Origin of the sequence: Dolichospermum sp. DET69, from assembly GCA_017355425.1 — a bacterium.
In the GTDB taxonomy this organism is placed as follows: Bacteria; Cyanobacteriota; Cyanobacteriia; order Cyanobacteriales; family Nostocaceae; genus Dolichospermum.
In genome coordinates this window covers 2,134,538-2,154,227 of sequence record CP070233.1, presented here as the reverse complement: position 1 = coordinate 2,154,227, position 19,690 = coordinate 2,134,538, and the positions used below count along the sequence as shown (strand labels likewise).

At 38.4% G+C, this 19,690-nt stretch carries 18 protein-coding genes and 1 pseudogene; 9 read left to right on the top strand and 10 right to left on the bottom strand.

Annotation, left to right across the window (positions count from 1 at the left end; genetic code table 11):
* Window positions 1–640: 640 nt before the first annotated feature.
* The 4 genes from EZY12_09975 (at window position 641) to EZY12_09960 (ending at window position 4,120) form a co-directional block, all read left to right on the top strand.
* Entirely contained in the window at window positions 641–1,801 is a 1,161-nt protein-coding gene (locus tag EZY12_09975; protein QSX69868.1) for a 4Fe-4S ferredoxin, read from the top strand.
* A 45-nt stretch (window positions 1,802–1,846) separates the two neighbouring features.
* On the top strand, window positions 1,847–3,592 hold the full coding sequence (locus EZY12_09970) for an AAA family ATPase (protein ID QSX69867.1): 1,746 nt from the start codon (window positions 1,847–1,849) through the stop codon (window positions 3,590–3,592).
* 97 nt (window positions 3,593–3,689) lie between these two features.
* Entirely contained in the window at window positions 3,690–3,896 is a 207-nt protein-coding gene (locus tag EZY12_09965) for a type II toxin-antitoxin system HicA family toxin (protein QSX69866.1), read from the top strand.
* Between the two features lie 14 nt (window positions 3,897–3,910).
* Window positions 3,911–4,120, top strand: a complete 210-nt coding sequence (locus tag EZY12_09960; GenBank protein QSX69865.1) for a type II toxin-antitoxin system HicB family antitoxin — start codon at window positions 3,911–3,913, stop codon at window positions 4,118–4,120.
* A 28-nt stretch (window positions 4,121–4,148) separates the two neighbouring features.
* On the opposite strand, the gene EZY12_09955 is transcribed toward EZY12_09960, so the two are convergent.
* From EZY12_09955 to EZY12_09945, 3 genes are all read right to left on the bottom strand, one after another.
* A complete protein-coding gene (locus tag EZY12_09955; GenBank protein QSX69864.1) occupies window positions 4,149–4,622 on the bottom strand; it encodes a type II toxin-antitoxin system HicB family antitoxin in 474 nt (157 codons plus the stop codon).
* Window positions 4,612–4,797 carry a type II toxin-antitoxin system HicA family toxin gene (locus EZY12_09950; GenBank protein ID QSX69863.1) on the bottom strand — a complete coding sequence of 62 codons (186 nt, stop codon included), beginning with the start codon at window positions 4,795–4,797 and terminating at the stop codon, window positions 4,612–4,614. Before EZY12_09950 ends, EZY12_09955 begins: the two co-directional genes overlap by 11 nt.
* Window positions 4,798–5,276: 479 nt before the next feature.
* On the bottom strand, window positions 5,277–6,371 hold the full coding sequence (locus EZY12_09945; GenBank protein ID QSX69862.1) for a threonine synthase: 1,095 nt from the start codon (window positions 6,369–6,371) through the stop codon (window positions 5,277–5,279).
* Between the two features lie 243 nt (window positions 6,372–6,614).
* Between EZY12_09945 and EZY12_09940 the strand changes: the two genes are divergently transcribed.
* A complete protein-coding gene (locus tag EZY12_09940; protein ID QSX70610.1) occupies window positions 6,615–6,806 on the top strand; it encodes a hypothetical protein in 192 nt (63 codons plus the stop codon).
* Window positions 6,807–6,822: 16 nt separating this feature from the next.
* On the opposite strand, the gene EZY12_09935 is transcribed toward EZY12_09940, so the two are convergent.
* Window positions 6,823–9,174 carry a hypothetical protein gene (locus tag EZY12_09935; GenBank protein ID QSX69861.1) on the bottom strand — a complete coding sequence of 784 codons (2,352 nt, stop codon included), beginning with the start codon at window positions 9,172–9,174 and terminating at the stop codon, window positions 6,823–6,825.
* 373 nt (window positions 9,175–9,547) lie between these two features.
* Here EZY12_09935 and EZY12_09930 point away from each other — a divergent pair, with 373 nt between their 5' ends.
* From EZY12_09930 to EZY12_09920, 3 genes and pseudogenes are all read left to right on the top strand, one after another.
* The gene (locus EZY12_09930) at window positions 9,548–9,760 is read left to right on the top strand and encodes a hypothetical protein (protein ID QSX70609.1); all 213 of its coding nucleotides are present in this window, start codon (window positions 9,548–9,550) and stop codon (window positions 9,758–9,760) included.
* Between the two features lie 339 nt (window positions 9,761–10,099).
* A pseudogene (locus EZY12_09925) lies at window positions 10,100–10,231 on the top strand (hypothetical protein).
* A 9-nt stretch (window positions 10,232–10,240) separates the two neighbouring features.
* Window positions 10,241–10,474, top strand: coding sequence for a hypothetical protein (locus EZY12_09920; protein ID QSX69860.1), 234 nt, complete (start codon window positions 10,241–10,243; stop codon window positions 10,472–10,474).
* 438 nt (window positions 10,475–10,912) lie between these two features.
* Here EZY12_09920 and EZY12_09915 read toward each other — a convergent pair whose 3' ends face one another.
* The 4 genes from EZY12_09915 to menD form a co-directional block, all read right to left on the bottom strand.
* Window positions 10,913–11,950, bottom strand: a complete 1,038-nt coding sequence (locus EZY12_09915; protein ID QSX69859.1) for an agmatinase family protein — start codon at window positions 11,948–11,950, stop codon at window positions 10,913–10,915.
* 69 nt (window positions 11,951–12,019) lie between these two features.
* Complete coding sequence (locus EZY12_09910) at window positions 12,020–12,940, bottom strand: 50S ribosomal protein L11 methyltransferase (GenBank protein QSX69858.1); 921 nt, start codon at window positions 12,938–12,940, stop codon at window positions 12,020–12,022.
* Between the two features lie 1,465 nt (window positions 12,941–14,405).
* Window positions 14,406–15,986 (bottom strand): phosphoglycerate dehydrogenase, encoded by a 1,581-nt coding sequence (locus tag EZY12_09905; protein QSX69857.1) that lies wholly within the window; start codon window positions 15,984–15,986, stop codon window positions 14,406–14,408.
* 194 nt (window positions 15,987–16,180) lie between these two features.
* A complete protein-coding gene (gene menD, locus EZY12_09900) occupies window positions 16,181–17,890 on the bottom strand; it encodes a 2-succinyl-5-enolpyruvyl-6-hydroxy-3-cyclohexene-1-carboxylic-acid synthase (GenBank protein ID QSX69856.1) in 1,710 nt (569 codons plus the stop codon).
* Between the two features lie 12 nt (window positions 17,891–17,902).
* Here menD and folB point away from each other — a divergent pair, with 12 nt between their 5' ends.
* Entirely contained in the window at window positions 17,903–18,265 is a 363-nt protein-coding gene (gene folB, locus EZY12_09895; protein ID QSX69855.1) for a dihydroneopterin aldolase, read from the top strand.
* Window positions 18,266–18,286: 21 nt separating this feature from the next.
* Here the strand turns inward: folB and EZY12_09890 are convergent, their stop codons facing one another.
* Together EZY12_09890 and EZY12_09885 are read right to left on the bottom strand one after the other, a co-directional pair.
* A complete protein-coding gene (locus EZY12_09890) occupies window positions 18,287–18,460 on the bottom strand; it encodes a hypothetical protein (GenBank protein ID QSX69854.1) in 174 nt (57 codons plus the stop codon).
* Window positions 18,461–18,492: 32 nt separating this feature from the next.
* Window positions 18,493–19,599 carry an ABC transporter permease gene (locus EZY12_09885; GenBank protein QSX69853.1) on the bottom strand — a complete coding sequence of 369 codons (1,107 nt, stop codon included), beginning with the start codon at window positions 19,597–19,599 and terminating at the stop codon, window positions 18,493–18,495.
* Window positions 19,600–19,690 lie beyond the last annotated feature (91 nt).

The following is a 19,690-nucleotide window of genomic DNA, read 5'->3' as shown; positions in this document are numbered from 1 at the left end:
AGTCAGCGCTTGCGCTATCGCAATTCTGAGAGGATGTTTTAAAAGTTTTCAAGGTATAAATTAATCCCTCTTGTAAACCTCTCCCCGAAGCGGGGAGAGGCTTTGAAACCCCCCTTCCCTCGTAGGGAAGGGGGGAAGGGGGGTTAGGTTTTTGGAGATTATTGGTTTTATTTAATACTTTTCAAACACCCTCTGAATCCTGATATGAAACGGAAATAGCATTATTTGTGATATAAAAATTATATTATATCAACAAATATTTGTAAATATTCTCAGAATCAGCATTATTCTCTTTCCCATACTCTGTATTGGAATGAATTACTCAAGACTCTGCCTTGCCTTTATCTATACTAAATGCGGATCTGTAATAACTTGCGGATAACGCATACAAGCAATTTTGCCTTCTTGTTGCCACCAGCGACAATCTCGACGAATAGAACAAGGGGGTAATTCTTCTGTCGCTACGGGAAAATTTTCGACAATTCGTGTAGCTAAACCACAATTTTGCCCCTAAAATATCCAAATTTTGATGCGACCTCACAAAATCGCGTTGTACTGATATAAAGCTAGTAACAAAAAAAATCTAAATTTTCCTGATCACAGGCTGCAATTTCCAGTGGAATAATTGCATAATGGAAACGTGACTGATTTATTAACCCCTTTACAATCCCTAAAACATGGCAACTGGTTCAAATTGATTTGCGGAGCCAGTTTCCAACACCTTCCTGCGGTCAGAAACTTAACATTGGCCTATACTTTGGCTGGTGCTGACTGTATAGATGTTGCAGCAGATCCGGCGGTCATTGCTGCTACTCAAGAAGCCTTACTAGTAGCTAAAAGTTTGGCAGATGATGCCCAGAAGCGAGGTTTTGCCTTTACAGGTGATTTGCCTTTGTTAATGGTCAGTCTCAATGATGGCGAAGATCCCCATTTCAGGAAAGCTGAGTTTAATTCTCAGGACTGTCCTAGTGATTGTTCCAGACCATGTGAGAAAATTTGTCCAGCCCAAGCAATTTCATTTAACAATACCAAAGATGATGTTTCCGGAGTAATTGCTCAAAAATGTTATGGCTGTGGCCGTTGCATTCCTATCTGTCCTTATCGTATAATTTATACAAAATCTTATGTGTCAACCCCAAGGGAGATCGTACCATTGATTATGTCAACGGGAATAGAAGCCGTAGAAATTCATACTCAAGTGGGGCGGTTGGCAGAATTCCAACGGTTATGGGCAGCGATGACACCTTGGGCAGATAAATTAAAGTTAGTAGCCATCAGTTGTAACGATGGTGAAGGACTAATTGATTACTTAAAAGCAATTTATGATTTAATTGTTCCCCGTCCCCAGTTTTTAATTTGGCAAACAGATGGCCGTTCTATGAGTGGTGATATTGGTGATGGTACTACCATAGCCACAGTCAAATTAGGACAAAAAGTTTTGACAGCAAACCTACCGGGATATGTGCAGTTAGCCGGTGGCACTAATAGCTACACCGTCCCTAAATTAAAGGCTATGGGACTGCTCAATGATTTTGGATTGCCGATTTTAGATTTTGGATTAGAAGAACACAATCTAAAATCCAAAATCCAAAATCCAAAATCCAAAATCGCTGGGGTTGCCTATGGTAGCTACGCCCGTGTATTGCTGTCACCCATTCTTGACCAGTTAGAAAGTAAGGAGGTAATTAACACTGATAGTCAAAGTAACATCCGCTTAGAAGCAGAACCGGAATTGCTGTGGGAGGCTGTAAGGCTTGCCCATGATCTCGTTTCCCAGATTAAGTCTGGGCGGTCACGCTAATCGCTCCAACCATATCTCTAAAAACGTCAGTCACCAATTATTGCCATGACGATGACAGAAGATCTCCAAAAGTTGTTAGACATTTTGCCCCAAGACCTCCAAGAAAAACTAGAGAATCATCCTAACGGAGATAATTTAGTGGAAGTGGTTTTGGATTTAGGCCGTCGTCCAGAAGCTCGGTTTCCCCATGTAGCGGAGTATCTGAGCGAAACACCAGTTACTCAAGCCCAGATAGATGATTGCATTCAACGAGTGGGAAATTTTGGGGGGGATAATCGGGCAGGAATTGAGCAAACTTTGCATCGCATCAGTGCTATCCGCAACCGTAGTGGTAAGATTATTGGCTTAACTTGTCGTGTCGGCCGGGCGGTATTCGGAACAATTGCCATGATCCGCGATTTGGTGGAAACTGGTCAATCACTTCTCATGCTAGGTCGTCCAGGTGTTGGTAAAACCACGGCTTTAAGAGAAATTGCCCGTGTGTTGGCAGATGAGTTAAATAAGCGAGTGGTTATTATTGACACATCTAACGAAATTGCTGGGGATGGTGATGTTGCTCACCCGGCTATTGGTCGTGCCAGACGGATGCAAGTTTCTAAACCAGAATTACAACATCAAGTGATGATTGAGGCTGTGGAAAACCATATGCCTGAAGTCATTATCATTGATGAAATTGGTACGGAATTAGAAGCTTTAGCAGCGCGGACAATTGCCGAACGGGGGGTGCAATTGATAGGAACTGCTCACGGTAATCAGATTGAAAACCTGATTAAAAATCCCACTCTATGTGATTTGGTTGGTGGTATTCAGGCTGTGACGCTGGGAGATGATGAGGCTAGACGGCGTGGTTCGCAAAAGACGGTTTTGGAACGCAAAGCTCCACCGACTTTTGAGATTGCTGTGGAAATGATGGAACGGCAACGCTGGGTAGTTCATGAATGTGTGGCTGATACGGTTGATAGTCTTTTACGTGGTCGTCAACCTACCCCACAAACTAGAACTGTTGATGATCATGGCAAGGTTGCTGTTGCTAGACAGTTGGCTGTAGTCAATGGTGGTAATAGCAATGGCAATGGTCACGTTGCTAATGTGGAAGATTCTTTCTTAGCTGCTAAACCGAATGGTTGGCGTTCTTCTGGACAAATGGTGGCTTTACCACCTTTATCTCTGGATAGGGAAAGACCAACGGGACGTAGTGAATTTGACCGGTTGTTGGATGAATCTTTCAATTACTCAGAAAGTTTTGATTTTACCAGCCGCAAACAAGCAGGTCCTAATGGGGAAGATTTACCACTGTACATTTACCCCTATGGGGTGAGTCGTCACCAACTGGAACAGGTGATTAATGTGCTAACTTTGCCTGTGATATTGACAAAAGACTTAGATGGTGCTGATGCTATTCTGGCTTTGCGATCGCACGTCAAGAATCACGCTAAGTTAAGACAAATGGCTAAGTCCCGTCATTTACCTATCCATGTAATTAAGTCTAGTACAATTCCTCAAATTACTCGTAGTTTACGCCGATTACTGAATATTGATGATCCAGATATTGGCGACGACCGCGAATTACAACTGTTACTACACAACGGTGGTGATGATGAAATGGACGCTTTGGAGGAAGCTCGACTTGCTGTAGAGCAAATTGTCATCCCTAAAGGTCAGCCTGTGGAATTATTACCCCGTTCTTCCCAAGTGCGAAAAATGCAGCATGAGTTGGTAGAACATTATCGCCTCAAATCTGATAGTTTTGGCGATGAACCCAATCGGCGGTTAAGAATTTACCCAGCGTAGTTTCTTAATAATTTTCCCCTAAAAGGATTGTTTTTACATCTTTTCAGGGGATTTTTTGTGGTTTATATTCCTAATTTATCACTACTGGTAATATTAAATGCCCAAAAAAGTTAGAGAATTGAAACAGATGTTGCAGAAAGCAGGATTTACGCTCTTACCCAAACGGGGAAAAGGTAGTCATTCTTACTGGATTCATCCACTTCTACTACAACCTGTAGTTCTCTCTGGCAAAGACAGCAAGGATGCAAAACCTTATCAGGAGAAGGATATAATAGAAAGTATAAAAGAACTCGAGCAATTATAAGAAAAGGATGAACTATGAAATATAGTATTTTGATTCAGTGGTCTGAAGAGGATCAAGCATATATTGCTTTTTTACCTGAATGGGGAAAATATGCGCGGACACACGGTGGAAGCTATGAAGAAGCACTGGAAAATGCCAAGGAAGTTTTAGAAGATTTGCTGTATGGCTATGAAACAATAGGCAAGCCCCTACCCCAGCCCCAAACACTACAAAAAATAGCTTAAAAAGCTTCTGCTGACTAAGCTAAAGTTTTCAAGCCGGCGTGAATTTGCACTGACTTGTAATTAATTCTATTCGTTGTCCGAGTACCACCAGAGTCCGTTCCATTGTAGATAATTTTGTGACGTGGTGAGGATCTAGGATACGTCTGACTTCCTTTTCATGGATATTAAGAGTATTAGCAAGTTCAACTTTACTCATACCTTTTTCACGCATTGCTAGATTTAGTGCCGCTTTTAAGGCTGTTTGTGCTGGTACGGCTACTAAATACTCCCCATGTTTGAGTTGTGAAGGTTGGGGGATTTCTAGCTTATCATCAATACGCATGGCAATGGATTCTTCTAAGCAGTCAGCAGCTTCATTTAATGCTTGTTCTAAGGAATCACCTTGAGTAATCGCTTCTGGTAAGTCACGAAATGTCACTACAAAGCCACCATCTTTTTGATCGGCAGTGAGTAGGGCTGGATATACAAATCTAATCATCATAATCCCAGTGTTAAATTTCATGTTCTGCAATTCCCAACTGATTTAACATAGCTTGAAAAGTGCCGGTTTTGAGTTCATCTTTTGGGTTACGAACTATGGTGACATGATCTCCAAAATACAGTGTGACGTGACTTCCTTTGCCACGTTTTGTGTCAACATAGGCTTCAATACCACGCTTTTTTGCTAACTTTTTCACCTTTTTGATAAACTCATTTCCTTTCATCTACAAATTATCGGACAAAAATGTCCGACTGTCAAGTAAAAAACTAAGGTAACCGTTCACAGGGGGGAGAATTTATTAGAAAGCCTGAAAGCTTTGTCTGTTGAGCTTTTCAGCTAACTTGACATATTAACGAATGGTTTCTAAATTGGCTAGAAAACGATTTGCAACCCGATATAGAGATTTTGCGAATTTCAAATAACCTAAAAAAATCAAATCTATACCATTTTTCATACTGTTTTCGTTGAATCTCGTATAGAGCGTTTTTTGTACCCCCCGTGAACGGTTACAAACTAAGTTTGGTTGTTACTTTACAACTCAGGAGCGATAGCTTGGCTAAAATATAGTTTAGCTGTTACTGTGCGTAAAGTTGGGTTAAAGCGGGTTGGCATCCACCAAATTGATCGCACTTGATAATCAGTCATTACCCAACCCTTGTTTTTAACCCCGAAAATTTACTCAAACCCCATCGCTTCGGCTACAGCTTTGACATCTGCGGCAATTCCCTGTTTAAATTGGGCATGACTGTGTTTAATTGCCGTATCTGGGTCTTTTAAACCATTACCAGTGAGAACACAGACTACCGTTGCTCCTGTGGGAACTTCGTCTTTTACTTGTAATAAACCCGCTACAGAAGCAGCGCTGGCAGGTTCACAGAAAATTCCCTCTGATGATGCTAATAAGCGATAAGCGTCGAGAATTTCCTCGTCAGTCACAGACCGGAAACTTCCCTGACTAGCTGTTTGCGCTGCAATGGCTTTATCCCAACTGGCTGGATTCCCAATTCTAATGGCTGTAGCCAGGGTTTCTGGATATGCCACCGGTTTACCAGATACCAAAGGTGCAGCACCAGCAGCTTGAAAACCCATCATTTTCGGTAAGCGATCGCATTTTCCGTCTTGATGGTATTGACAAAAACCCATCCAATATGCTGTGATATTGCCCGCATTCCCTACCGGAATACATAACCAATCGGGAGCATCACCTAAAGCATCAACAACTTCAAAAGCTCCAGTTTTTTGCCCTTCTAAACGATAGGGGTTGACAGAATTAACTAAAGTGATGGGATACTGATCTGCCATTTCCCGGACAATTTCCAGGGCGCGGTCAAAATTGCCTTGAATGGCTAGGACTTCCGCCCCATAAAGTAACGCTTGTGCGAGCTTACCTAAAGCTACATAGCCATCAGGAATCAGGACAAATGGCTTCATTCCTCCGCGTCTAGCATAGGCAGCAGCGGCGGCAGAGGTATTACCAGTGCTGGCACAAATTACAGCTTTAGCACCTGCTTCTGCTGCTTTAGAAATTGCCATTGTCATCCCCCGGTCTTTAAAGCTACCAGTGGGGTTAAGTCCATCATATTTGACATACACCTTCACCTGTCTGCCAATACGGTCGGCGATCGCTGGCGCGGGAATCAAAGGTGTGTTACCTTCCAACAGAGTTACCACAGGGGTTTTTTCGCTGACAGGCAGGTATTGACGATAGGCTTCGATCAGCCCTGGCCATGGTTGAGAATAAGATTTAGCAGCAGACAGGCTCAAAGTCACGGGATTCAAAATTGTTTAATTAAGGATTTGGAATTGGGAATGCTTTTGGTTCAAGTATCCCACTTTTCAAGTCTATATGTTAGTTATGGAACACCGTCATCATGATCGGAGTCTCTTATTACTACATTTGTAACCTAGTTAGAGTATAGAATGAAAACTATACAATTTTTTAACAAAGTTAAAGATTAGTATATAATACTATCATTTCTAATGGTGTGAGTTAAGTTTGTAATGCCAACCACTATGTCTACTATGTCATCCAGTGTTTCCGAATGCGAATCCCACGCTAACTTAGTCAAGAAGTTAACGAAGGCTTACTATCGAGACGATCAGCAAGTGAAGTTCATGGACTTGCAAGCAGAGGTAGATTCTCTTTTAGAAAAATTACAAAGTCTCAAAAGCGGACAAGTGGCAACTCCCAGCGAAGCAGAATAAAGTACCAGTCTGGTAACTATTCAAATCGCTGATTAGTTTGTGACCACCGTTCCAGACTATAGCCCTGTTTTCTTTCTACCAGTAACGCTAGAGATTGATCATCGGTAAGTTGAGCGATCGCTATTAGCGTTTGCTGGTTTGCACGGGCAAAATCACTATAAATTACGTTGCTATCCGCTGACAAAATCAAAGTCCGGGGACGTTTTTGATACTCTGGCTGTTCTAACTTATGACTATCTGACTGATTTAAGGATGCTATGGCCGGAGCAGAAATAGTCAAGACAATCTCTTGCTGTTGATCATTAGTTAAATCAACTAGCTGTACTGGCCAGTCAGCCACTTTTTCGCGCATTTCCTGTAAATCAGGAATAGTACCAGCCGTAATATCACCCGATTGTTGTAATTTTCGCCATATAGTGGGCAACATTAATTTTACTAATTGGGGTTTTTGTTGATATAACTCCTTAATAGATACTGGAGACGGTTCTACCCATTTCAAAGCATCCACAGTCAGTGCTAAAGGTCGAGGTTGGAGATATTTAACCTTGCTTTCAGGTAACTCAGAACCCGACATTAACAGACGCAAACCCTGATTTTGGACTTGAACAGCTTTAATAGTAGTTGTAGTAACTTCCTGTTCTCCATTAGGTTTCCAGACAATAATTTGCATACTGGGGTCAGAACTAATACCGAGAATTTTTCGCCAAAATTTCCGAGGTTGATTTTGCAGTTGATCAAAATTAGCAAACGGATAACGTAACCAGCTTGTACCATTATGAAATGCACTAACTTCTACCTGATACCAAACTTGATTATCAGTAATTTTTAAATTAGTTTGCAGAGATATTGGCAACCAATCCTGCTGATTAATCCGACTAATTTGGTTGACAGTCCCAACAATTCGACTGGGATGGGCATTTATTTTATCATCATCAAGTTTAGTTAAAATATCTTGAATATAGTTAACTGTTTCTGGGTTAATATTCGGTTGTGATTCCAACCAATCATTAGCTCTTTCTTCTCCCCGTTGCACTTTATAAATTAGTGCTACCCAAGCTAAAACTGCCCGACGATTGGGATCTAGTCGTAACGCGACAGCAGCACGATTCCAAATTCTGCCTTTATCTGTTTGCAGTAAATTAGCAAGTTCTTGACCATAATCAGGTGAAGTTTCCAATACCTGCAAAGCTTTTTCCCAACGACCATCAATAATATCGGCTGTAACTTGTTGATTAGGACTTGCCCAACTTTTCTCAGCTTGCATTTTTGTCAATTCAGAATGTAACCGAATTACATCTATTTGTGCCTGTGCTGCTGCTGAAAAAGGCTGTTTACGCTGTTTTTTCAAAGCTTTTAACCATGTAAAAGCAGGAGTCCAGAGTCCATTTCTGGCTAATAATAGAGATTGTTGAAAGGCAAATTCATCAACTGCGGGTTTTTGGAAATTAATCGCTTCTAAATAAATAGAATTAACAACTAACTGACTAGCTTTAACTTGATAAACTTGCAAATTTGGTTCTATACTTGCCGTTTGATCAATAATTAATTCTTTGGCATCATTACCTGTTATCTGTTGCCATTTAGGTAATTGCCCGTTTTGGGTTTTCCAAGATAACATTTGTTGTAAGCTTTTCAGAGTAGAGTTGTAATAAATAATTTGACCATAGATAATATTATCATCGTTCTTTTTATGTTCACCTCGCAGATAAAACCAAAATCCTGGAGATAGGTTAGTATCTGTAAAAACTTTCACCTTTGTTAAAGGTAAATATATTTTGGCTTCTTGATTATCTAAGTTGGAAATACTTATAAGTGTAGGAGATTCTATGAAATTTTTGGATAGACCAATAATAGGCAATTTGTTAATTAAATAGTAATATTTTTCTGATTGATATTTATACTCTAAATCATCAGCCCGTTGATAAATTCTTAGTTCTACTAATTCTTGACAATTAGATTCACATTTAGTCCGTTTTTGGAAAATTGGTAATACAAAAGAGTCTTGTGATTTACTATCTATTGGCAGAGTTTCGCCAGCTAGACGTTGTTTTTGAGTTAAACTGAGTTCAATAGCTGTCAAGGTCTGGGGTATTTCTCGTTTACCTATAGATATTTTTGCCCATTTTGGTAAAAAATCATTCACCCAGCTAACCTGTGCGGGATTTAAGATATAAAGGACACTAATCCAGCCAAAAGCAATAATGATACCAGCACTGCTTAACAACAGAGTCAGCGCCAATGTAGACCATAACCAACTAAACTGTTGAGAAGGTTTTGGCATTTTTCTGACTCTCTTTTTGATTGTACCTTGAAGAGGCTGATTAATTTTCGCGGCTTTTGGTCTGCGTTTGCGGGGTTTGTTGATCATCTGACTATCACTAGCGCTGGTAATTTTACGTTACTTAAAATCATCAATGATAGATTGTGACAAATTTAGTGCCATTGCGCCAGTGTAATCGGGTAAAACTTAATGGATTTTACTTGGAAAGATACATTTTTTCAAAATATAGAAAATCGTAATCAATATATACAATAACTATAAACAAGTCATTAGTGATATCGAAACGGACGAAATAGATCCTTGTTATTACGAATTATTAAAGGGGTTACAAATTAAATCTGTAGCGGCATTCCCAATTATTATTAATACTCTATCTTCTCCTCTGTGGGGACTAGTAATAATTCATTATTGTCATTGAATTCATGTGTGGCAACAAAGAGAAATTAACTTTTTAGATGAGATGATTTTGCAAATTTATATAGCGATTCAGCAAGGTTTATTAGTTAAAGAACTGAGGCAAGAAAGAGATAAAGCTAATGCAGCTACCCAAGCTAAAAGTACATTTCTAGCGAATATGAGCCATGAAATTCGTACTCCTATGAATGGAATTTTAGGTATGGCAGAAATCCTGTCTCTAAGAGGATGTTTTAAAAGTTTTCAAGGTATAAATTAACCCCTCTTGTAAACCTCTCCCCGAAGCGGAGAGAGGCTTTGAAACCCCCCTTCCCAGCCTTCGGCACGCTGCGCTAACGTAGGGAAGGGGGGCAGGGGGGTCTGACAGGTGTAGGTTTTTAATATTTTCTGTAAAGGCAAGACCAGGAGGACAAGGAAGGATAGTAGACAAGGTGGATTTTATCCACAAAATACTCAGTTTATGGTTTATTTTGTCCGCTTTTCCTCCCTTGCCACCTTGTCTGCCTTGTCTTCCAAGTCTTGCCCTCACGACAATGTAAAAAACCTACCCTTGTGAGGGCAGGGGGGTTAGGTTTTTGGAGATTATTGGTTTTATTTAATACTTTTCAAACACCCTCTAAGTAATTTAAATCCAGAACAGCAAGATTCGATAAATATAATTTTATCTAGCGGTAAAAATTTACTCAATATAATTAATGACATTTTAGACTTATCGAAACTAGAAGCAGGAAAACTATCTTTGGAAATAAGAGAATTTATTTTAAAAGATATAATTCAAGAAATTATAGATTTATTATCTGCAAAATTACTAGAAAAAAGATTAAAAATTTGTCTGGAAATGGCAGATTTACCCGTTAGATATTTAGGGGATTCTGACCACTTACGGCAAATATTGCTGAATCTCATGGGTAATGTCATTAAATTCACACAGCAAGGAGATATTACAGTTACTATTAATACATCAAAGACTTGATAAAATTTTTTAGGCTTAGAGAACAATTAACAGAGAACAGTTTCAGCTAATTTTTCTCTCCAATCCCCAACCTGGAAAAAATAAGTAATAAAAAAGGTTTGGCTAACAACCAAACCTTGACTTAAATCCAGTGCATAACAACATCCCCAATTAATCTAACTTTTATGATCTATTTTTCGCATCTTCCTATAGTATGTATGCAAATTGCCTAAAATCTGATAGGAAATCATTTTTATAGCCAAAAATAAAGGACGGGTTTGATCCCGTCCGCGATTATAGCTTGAAAATTGGTAATTAATGAAGAGAAATTATAGCGGTTCTCGGTGGGATGAAATACAATCGAGGGTGGGAAAACCCCGCCCCTACAGGGTTTGTAATTTAATAACTGTATCTCATCTAAGTGCATACCGCTGTATTATTACTTCTTTTGCGTTTTGCCTATTTCTGGGATAAATTTAGTAAATTTGCTAATTTGTAGACTATTCGCGCACCAACGTTACCATCCCATTCTCCGTCACCAACTTCGCAAACATCAAAACCAATAATTTCTCTGCCACTATTTACCAATTCTCGGAATAGACCATAAACTTGTTCTAATTCCAGTCCTCCGGGAACAGGAGTACCTGTATTGGGGCAAAGTTTAGGATCTAAACCGTCAATATCGAAGCTGATATAAACTTTTTCTGGTAAATGGCTGATTATTTCTTGACATAAATTCAACCAAGTTTTACCAGAGTATAATTGTTGTTTAATTGCTGAATCATAATAACCAATGATGCGTTCATTCGATTGATTAATTATTTGCACTTCATCATGACAAATATCCCGCACACCTACTTGGACTAATTTAGAAATTTGCGGTATTTTTATGGCATTGAACATAATAGAAGCATGGGAAAACTCAAATTCCTCATAGGCATTTCTTAAATCTGCATGGGCATCAATATGTAAAATTCCCCAGTCATCATATTGATGAGCTAAAGCTTGAAAGTACCCTAATGGTGAACTGTGATCACCACCAATGACAGCAACTTTCTTACCTTGATTCATTGCTACTTGTGACTGGGTAAATAACCATTGATTTACCTGCTCTCCAGCCTGGTTAATGGCTGCGAGAATATGAGTTAAATCTGGTTCATCTGTTAATGATTTACCCTCAGCTTGACGGGCAATTATTTTAGCTGCTTGTTGACGATAATGGTTATTTTTTTCGATCATTTCCTGGGGAATTTCTAGCATAAATATTCCCTGTTTCCAACCATCAGGATGATCAAAATCAAATAAATCTATTTGCAGTGAACCATCTAAAATTCGCTGTGGTCCTTTGGCTGTTCCTGCACGATAGGAAACGGTTACTTCCCAAGGGATAGGGATAATAATTAAATTAGCAGAATCGTAATCATCAGGTAATCCGAGGAAATTACCATTGATTTGGGCTACACCACTGGGATTGTATTCTTGTAGTTGTTTATTCATGGATTAAATGGGTATTTTCTGCTTCTTATATACTTATTATTCAAATGGAGATAAATGTTTTGAAAATGATTAAGAACGACGGGCATTTAAACAACACCATTCTTTCTTTTTCCAGAGAGTAGCTACTATCCAACCATTTTGTTCTAAAGCATCAGCTACGGCTTTGGATTGTTCTAGTAAAATACCACTAAATATCCCCCAAGTAGTAGGTTTGGTAATTGCGGTCATTTCTGGGAGTAGTTCAATAATTACATCTGCTAAAATGTTACAAACAATACCGTCTACTGGCTGATTAATTGTTTTCCGGATCATGTCCACACTACCTTCAATAGGGATTAAAGATTCTGGACGGATATCATTAAGAGCGCGATTACTAAAGGTAGATCTTACTGCTACAGGATCGTTATCAACGGCATAGACTTTACCTGCTCCTAATAATATTGCCCCAACGCCTAGAATACCTGAACCACAACCAATATCGGCAATGATTAAGGGTTCTCCCTTTTTTGGACTATCAAGGAAGGATTGGGGAACTTCAGCGAATCGCATTTCTAGGGCTTCTAAACATAATTGAGTGGTGGCATGATTACCTGTACCAAAGGCTACTCCTGGATCAAGACGGATTACTAATCGGTCTAAGGATTCAGGTAAAGGTAGCCAAGCAGGGTTAATCAGAAAGCGATCGCCTATTTCTTCTGGTTGCCAATGTTGTTTCCAGCTACTAGACCAGTCTTCTTCGTCAATTAAACCCCAACTGAGGATAGGCAAAGGGAGTCCTACACACATTGCATCTTGACGCAGCCACAGTGTTAAAGCAGCCAAATCTAGTAATTGTGTTTTAAAGCTGGGTAAATAAGCCTTGACAAAGGAGACATTGCCCTTAATTTCTACTGCTGTACCACGACAGCCAAATTTTTCCAAGCGCCAAAATATAGTATCTTCTAAATCTGGTTCAGATAAGATATTCAGTTCCCACCAAGTATTTGCCATATAAATTAATCATCTTAATTAAGTAAATTATCGTCTGAACTATGATTTATTTGATTTTTATGATGAAGATGATTTGCGTAATTATTTAATCATCTTCATCAAATAAATCACGAGAATCACAGTTCAGACATCTTCATTAAATAAATCGTCGTCTGAACTATGATTTATTTGATTTTTATGATGAAGATGATTTGCGTAATTATTTAATCATCTTCATCAAATAAATCACGAGAATCACAGTTCAGACATCTTCATCAAATAAATCTTCGTCTGAACTATGATTTATTTGATTTTTATGATGAAGATGATTTGCGTAATTATTTAATCATCTTCATCAAATAAATCACGAGAATCACAGTTCAGACATCTTCATTAAATAAATCGTCGTCTGAACTATGATTTATTTGATTTTTATGATGAAGATGATTTGCGTAATTATTTAATCATCTTCATCAAATAAATCACGAGAATCACAGTTCAGACATCTTCATCAAATAAATCTTCGTCTGAACTATGATTTATTTGATTTTTATGATGAAGATGATTTGCGTAATTATCTAATCATCTTCATCAAATAAATCACGAGAATCACAGTTCAGACATCTTCATTAAATAAATCGTCGTCTGAACTATGATTTATTTGATTTTTATGATGAAGATGATTTGCGTAATTATTTAATCATCTTCATCAAATAAATCACGAGAATCACAGTTCAGACATCTTCATCAAATAAATCTTCGTCTGAACTATGATTTATTTGATTTTTATGATGAAGATGATTTGCGTAATTATCTAATCATCTTCATCAAATAAATCACGAGAATCACAGTTCAGACATCTTCATCAAATAAATCTTCGTCTGAACTATGATTTATTTGATTTTTATGATGAAGATGATTTGCGTAATTATCTAATCATCTTCATCAAATAAATCACGAGAATCACAGTTCAGACATCTTCATCAAATAAATCGTCGTCTGAACTATGATTTATTTGATTTTTATGATGAAGATGATTTGCGTAATTATTTAATCATCTTCATCAAATAAATCACGAGAATCACAGTTCAGACATCTTCATCAAATAAATCTTCGTCTGAACTATGATTTATTTGATTTTTATGATGAAGATGATTTGCATAATTATCTAATCATCTTCATCAAATAAATCACGAGAATCACAGTTCAGACATCTTCATCAAATAAATCGCTGTCTGAACTATGATTTATTTGATTTTTATGATGAAGATGATTTGCATAATTATCTAATCATCTCCATCAAATAAATCACGAGAATCACAGTTCAGACATCTTCATCAAATAAATCGCTGTCTGAACTATGATTTATTTGATTTTTATGATGAAGATGATTTGCATAATTATCTAATCATCTCCATCAAATAAATCACGAGAATCACAGTTCAGACATCTTCATCAAATAAATCACGAGAATCATAGTTCAGAATCAAAGTGTCACCGTATACGCGTCTCGAATGCCGTCTACTTTTTTAATTTCCGCTAAAATACCATCTGGTAAAGGATCATCAATGCTGAGAGCCATAACAGCGTCACCACGAACGATTTTCCGGCCTACCTGCATACTGGCAATATTGACATTAAAGCTGCCGAGGAGAGAACCGAGTTTACCAATAATACCAGGCATATCACGGTGTCGGGTAAACACCATATATTTACTGGGGGGGACATTGATGGGGAAACCGTCAACGTCCGTTAAGTGAATTTCCTTATCACCCAATAACGCACCTGTAACAGAATGTGTACCTAAAGTCCCTGTAGCTTGTAGATGCAATGAACCAGCATAATCCCGCGCCGAAGCGTCCCGTGTCTCAATAACTCGAATGCCCCGCTCTTTGGCTTCTATGGTAGCGTTGACATAATTTACCCGTTCTCGCAATGCCTGGTAAAGTAGTCCTTTGAGAGCGGCTATCACTAAAGGCTGACTTTTATTAGTTGCCAGTTCTCCTTGCAGTGTAACATTAAGTGTCTCGACTCTACCGCCAGTAAGTTGACCAACTAAGTTCCCTAAGGTTTCCGCTAATTCCATATAGGGCTTGAGTTCTTCTAGTATATCAGGTCCAAGTCCGGGAATATTCACAGCGGAACGAGCAGGTAGTCCTAATAATACATCCCGAATTTGTTCAGCTACATCTATGGCGACGTTAACTTGGGCTTCAGCAGTAGAAGCACCGAGGTGAGGTGTAAGGATTACTTCTTTGCCGAGCGATCGCAATTCCGATTCTCCTAATGGTTCGGAATCGAACACATCCAACGCCGCACCCGCAATTACACCATTTTTAATTGCTTCTGCTAAAGCTACTTCATCAATAATGCCACCACGAGCGCAGTTAATAATTCTGGTGGTAGGTTTCATTAACGCCAAAGTTTTAGCGTTGATTAAGTTAGCAGTTTCCGTAGTTTTGGGAATGTGCAAGGTGATATAGTCGGCTTGCTGGAATAGCAAATTTAAATCCACCAATTGACAACCCAGTTGTTCCGCTCTTTCTACGGAGATAAATGGATCATAAGCGAGGAGTTTCATCCCCATAGCCTTAGCTACACTGGCAACATGAGAACCAATTTTTCCTAACCCGACAACGCCGAGGGTTTTTTTGTATACTTCCGAACCAACAAATGATTTCCGATCCCACTCACCACGTTTAACTGAAGCGTTAGCATCAGGAACATGACGAGATAAGGATAACATCATGGCTAAAGCGTGTTCGGCTGCGGCAATGGTATTACCTTCTGGGGAATTGACGACGACAATCCCTTTGCGTGTAGCTGCGGGAACATCAACGTTATCCACACCCACACCGGCCCGGCCAATAATTTTTAATTTTGTGCCAGCTTCTATAATTTCTTGAGTAACGCGAGTTCCAGAACGGATCATCAGCGCATCATACTCACCAATAATGGCTTTGAGTTCATCTGGCTTGAGGCTGGTTTTGACATCAACTGTAGCCACTTGGGAAAGAATATCAATACCTACTTGGTCAATTGGGTCGGAGACAAGAACCTTGGACATAATTACTTGATTTTGGTTGACAGGTTTTGCTGTATAAGAGTTTTTAGTTTAATCTTTATCTGTGGCACTTGTGGAAAAATTATGGAAACAGTTAGGAGTCACCGAGTCACCGAGTCAGGAGTTAGGAGTTAGGAGTCACCGAGTTAGGAGTCACCGAGTTAGGAGTTAGGAGTCAAGAAGAAGAAAATTACCAATTACCAATTACTAAATTTCTCTAAATGCTCTTTTCTCCACATCACATCTTTTTTCCTGTTTGTTCTTATCTCTAAAACCCTAATTGCCGTTTTTGGCAATTGCCTTAATTGATTTTGCAATTCTTTCCAAGAACTAATTAATTTATGTTGTACATTGTAAGTAGCGCATAATTGAGAGAAATCAATATTTTGGGGAGTGGCAAAAAACTCTTCAAAGGGAGGATTGAATTTGGCAATGGGTAACATTTCAAAAATACCTCCACCATTGTTATTAATTAAGATAATTGTTAAATGCCCGATAAATTTATTGCTAATTAAAAAACCGTTCGTATCATGTAACAGGGATAAATCTCCTGTTAACATCACACTACTTTGTTGATTATGTGCTATGCCTAAAGCGGTGGAAAGTGTACCATCAATGCCATTTGCACCGCGATTAAAATAAGGTTTAATTTTTAAATGATTGGGTTTCCAGAAAAATTCCATATCTCGCACTGGCATACTATTGGCAATAAATAGCGGTGTGGCTGGTGGCAAAGTTTGGGAAATTAACCAAGCAGCTTTACTTTCAATTAATTCATCCATCTTATCAAAATTATCATCAATATTTTTTCTCACTTTCTTTTCTGCTGTACACCATTTTTGTAAATACTCATTTTTTGGTAATTCCCCCAGTTCCAATTTTCCAATTTCTGTGACTGACATCCTTAAATGCGTGGTCTTTCCATGTAAAGGATCTAAATTTTGATCACACTTGTCAATGATTAGACGTTGAGGTTTAGTAGAAATTAACCAATTGCGTAATACTTTACTTGTGGGCATTTCGCCAATTTGAATTACTATTTCTGGGGTTAATTCTTGGGCAAATTGCTGATTTCTGAGAATAATATCGTAGGTGGAAATTATACAGGGATTTAAGTGTGAGTAATTTCTCACAGGGGAAAGTCCTTCAGCTAAAACAGGCCATTGGAGAGATTGGCTTAGTTGTGCGATCGCTCTACAATATTCTTGAGGATCTTGTGGTTGAGCTACCCCAGCAATAATAATCCCTTTTTGGCAAGAGGTAATTGGTAATTGGTAATTGGTAATGGGTAATGGGGTGGAAACTATTCCTGAAAAGAAGTCTTCCACATCTAAGGTGAAATTTGTACCATCAGGAATGGGCGCGAGAGGGTCACGAAAAGGTATATTTAAATGTACTGCGCCGAAATTGGGAAATTGACAACGTTCCCAAGCGTGAATTACCGTTTGTCTGAGATAACCTAACATTCCCATATCGAGAGAAGGTGTCGCTAACTCCCCTTGCCAATTGGGATAATTACCGTATAATTTTACTTGATCAATAGTTTGGCCAGAATGACAATCTCGTAATTCTGCTGGTCTATCAGTGGTTAATATTAATAAAGGTATGCGACTTTCCCTAGCTTCAATTACCGCTGGATAAAAATTTGCTCCCGCAGTTCCCGAAGTACAAACTAGAACGACAGGTTTTCCCGTTGCTTTTGCTTGTCCCAAGGCAAAAAAAGCCGCTGAACGTTCATCTAAAATCGGAATAGCTTCAATATCTGGTATTTGTTCGACAAAAGCCAATGTTAATGGTGTAGAACGAGAACCAGGACATATTACAGCGCAATTTAAACCTAAGCGTTTCAGGGTTTCTGTTAATACATAAGACCAAACTTGATTAAGATTATTAAAAGTAAGTTGCATTGATTAGAAATTATGGACTGTATTCATTTAACAGGAATTCGTGGCTACGGTTATACTGGGTTTTTACCGGAAGAACAGGTGTTAGGGCAATGGTTTGAGGTAGACGTGAAATTATGGTTGGATCTTTCTGGTCCAGCTAAAACGGATAATATTGAAGATACTATAGATTATCGGCGCATCATTAGTTTAGTTCAAAATTTGCTAAAAACCTCGAAGTTTGCATTGGTGGAAAGACTAGCTGGGGCTATAGCTGATAGTATTTTAGAGGATAGCGACAGCATTAATCAAGTACAAGTTATTCTCACTAAACCCGCTGCACCTATTCCTGATTTTAGCGGCAAAATCAGTATTGAACTAACTAGAACTAAAGTCTAATTTATAAAAATAGCTTGCACACTAAGTATGTTGGTGTTCAAAATAGTTGTTGGAGCAGAGGAGAAATTCCATTCTTTCTGACAACTGACAACTGACAACTGACAACTGACAACTGACAACTGACAACTGACAACTGACTACTCTTTCTGACAACTGACAACTGACAACTGACAACTGACAACTGACAACTGACAACTGACAACTGACAACTGACTACTGACTACTGACTACTGACTAATTTGCATTTTACTTAAAATTCGCCGGGAGACGTTAAAAAATATCCAGCCTAAAACTGTTAGCATGAGGAAATCAAACCAAACTCCTGTCCAACCCGTACCCCGCAAAAAAGCATCACGAGTAATATTAATATAATAACGGGCAGGAACTACATTAGTTACAAGTGAAAGAGGAAAAGGAATATTGTTGAGGGGATAAATAAAACCAGACAATAACAAAGAAGTAATAAAACCCACCAGAGAAATAATTTGGACGGCAGAATTTTGGTTATTGCTACGGACTCCAACTAGCAAACCAAACATAACGCTATCTATGAGAAATATTAGAGTTCCTAATAATAAAGTAATCGGGTTATTAACCAAGTATACTTTAAAAATAATTGATCCTAATCCGATCACAATTAATGCCTCAGTTATGGCAATTAATAGATAAGCCATACCTTTACCTAATAACAGCTCTGTAGCACTAATACTAGAAGCATAAACTTGTAAAATTGTCCCTTTTTCTTTTTCTCGCACCATAGCAATTGCTGTGAGTAAAGATGGAAAAATCCACAAAATTACGCCATATACTCCGGGAACAATATATAAAGATTCTAATCTACCAGGATTAAACCATAAACGGATTCTAGCTGTAATTCTTTTGGTAGCTGGTAAAAGTCCTTCTGTTTGCATAAAGAAATTAGTAACTCGTTGAATACTTCCTCTAATTACACGGGCATTATTAACATCTGTGGCATCAATTAAAACTTGTACTGTAGTTGGTTTATGAGCTTTAATATCTCGACTAAATTCGGGAGGAATAATTACCGCTACTTTGGCAATACCTCTATCAATAGCGTCTCGGGCTGGGTTTCCTCCTGACCATTCTTTAGGAATAAATTGATTGGTGGCATATAATTTTTCAATATAGCTACTACTCAAGTTTGTTCGGTCAAAATCCTGGACAACTAAAGGAATATCTTTACTTTCTAATCTGGTAGCAAAACCAAAAATTAACAGTGTCATAAATGGCAATAAAAATGCTAATGCTAATGTTAATTTATCTCGTCTAAATTGAGATAGTTCTTTAATACACTGAGAAATAATTCTTTTCATAATTTTGGTTATTAAAAATTGTAGGTTGGGTAGAACGAAGTGAAACCCAACATTTTTTTAAATTGTGTTGGGTTTCGTTCCTCTACCCAAC

Bases quoted from the DNA above. Each gene is read 5' to 3' on its own strand.
- EZY12_09970 (QSX69867.1), top strand. From the start codon at position 1,847: ATGACGATGACAGAAGATCTCCAAAAGTTGTTAGACATTTTGCCCCAA.
- EZY12_09965 (QSX69866.1), top strand. From the start codon at position 3,690: ATGCCCAAAAAAGTTAGAGAATTGAAACAGATGTTGCAGAAAGCAGGA.
- EZY12_09960 (QSX69865.1), top strand. From the start codon at position 3,911: ATGAAATATAGTATTTTGATTCAGTGGTCTGAAGAGGATCAAGCATAT.
- EZY12_09955 (QSX69864.1), bottom strand. From the start codon at position 4,622: ATGAAATTTAACACTGGGATTATGATGATTAGATTTGTATATCCAGCC.
- EZY12_09940 (QSX70610.1), top strand. From the start codon at position 6,615: ATGTCTACTATGTCATCCAGTGTTTCCGAATGCGAATCCCACGCTAAC.
- EZY12_09935 (QSX69861.1), bottom strand. From the start codon at position 9,174: ATGATCAACAAACCCCGCAAACGCAGACCAAAAGCCGCGAAAATTAAT.
- EZY12_09930 (QSX70609.1), top strand. From the start codon at position 9,548: ATGATTTTGCAAATTTATATAGCGATTCAGCAAGGTTTATTAGTTAAA.
- EZY12_09915 (QSX69859.1), bottom strand. From the start codon at position 11,950: ATGAATAAACAACTACAAGAATACAATCCCAGTGGTGTAGCCCAAATC.
- EZY12_09910 (QSX69858.1), bottom strand. From the start codon at position 12,940: ATGGCAAATACTTGGTGGGAACTGAATATCTTATCTGAACCAGATTTA.
- EZY12_09905 (QSX69857.1), bottom strand. From the start codon at position 15,986: ATGTCCAAGGTTCTTGTCTCCGACCCAATTGACCAAGTAGGTATTGAT.
- menD (QSX69856.1), bottom strand. From the start codon at position 17,890: ATGCAACTTACTTTTAATAATCTTAATCAAGTTTGGTCTTATGTATTA.
- folB (QSX69855.1), top strand. From the start codon at position 17,903: ATGGACTGTATTCATTTAACAGGAATTCGTGGCTACGGTTATACTGGG.
- EZY12_09885 (QSX69853.1), bottom strand. From the start codon at position 19,599: ATGAAAAGAATTATTTCTCAGTGTATTAAAGAACTATCTCAATTTAGA.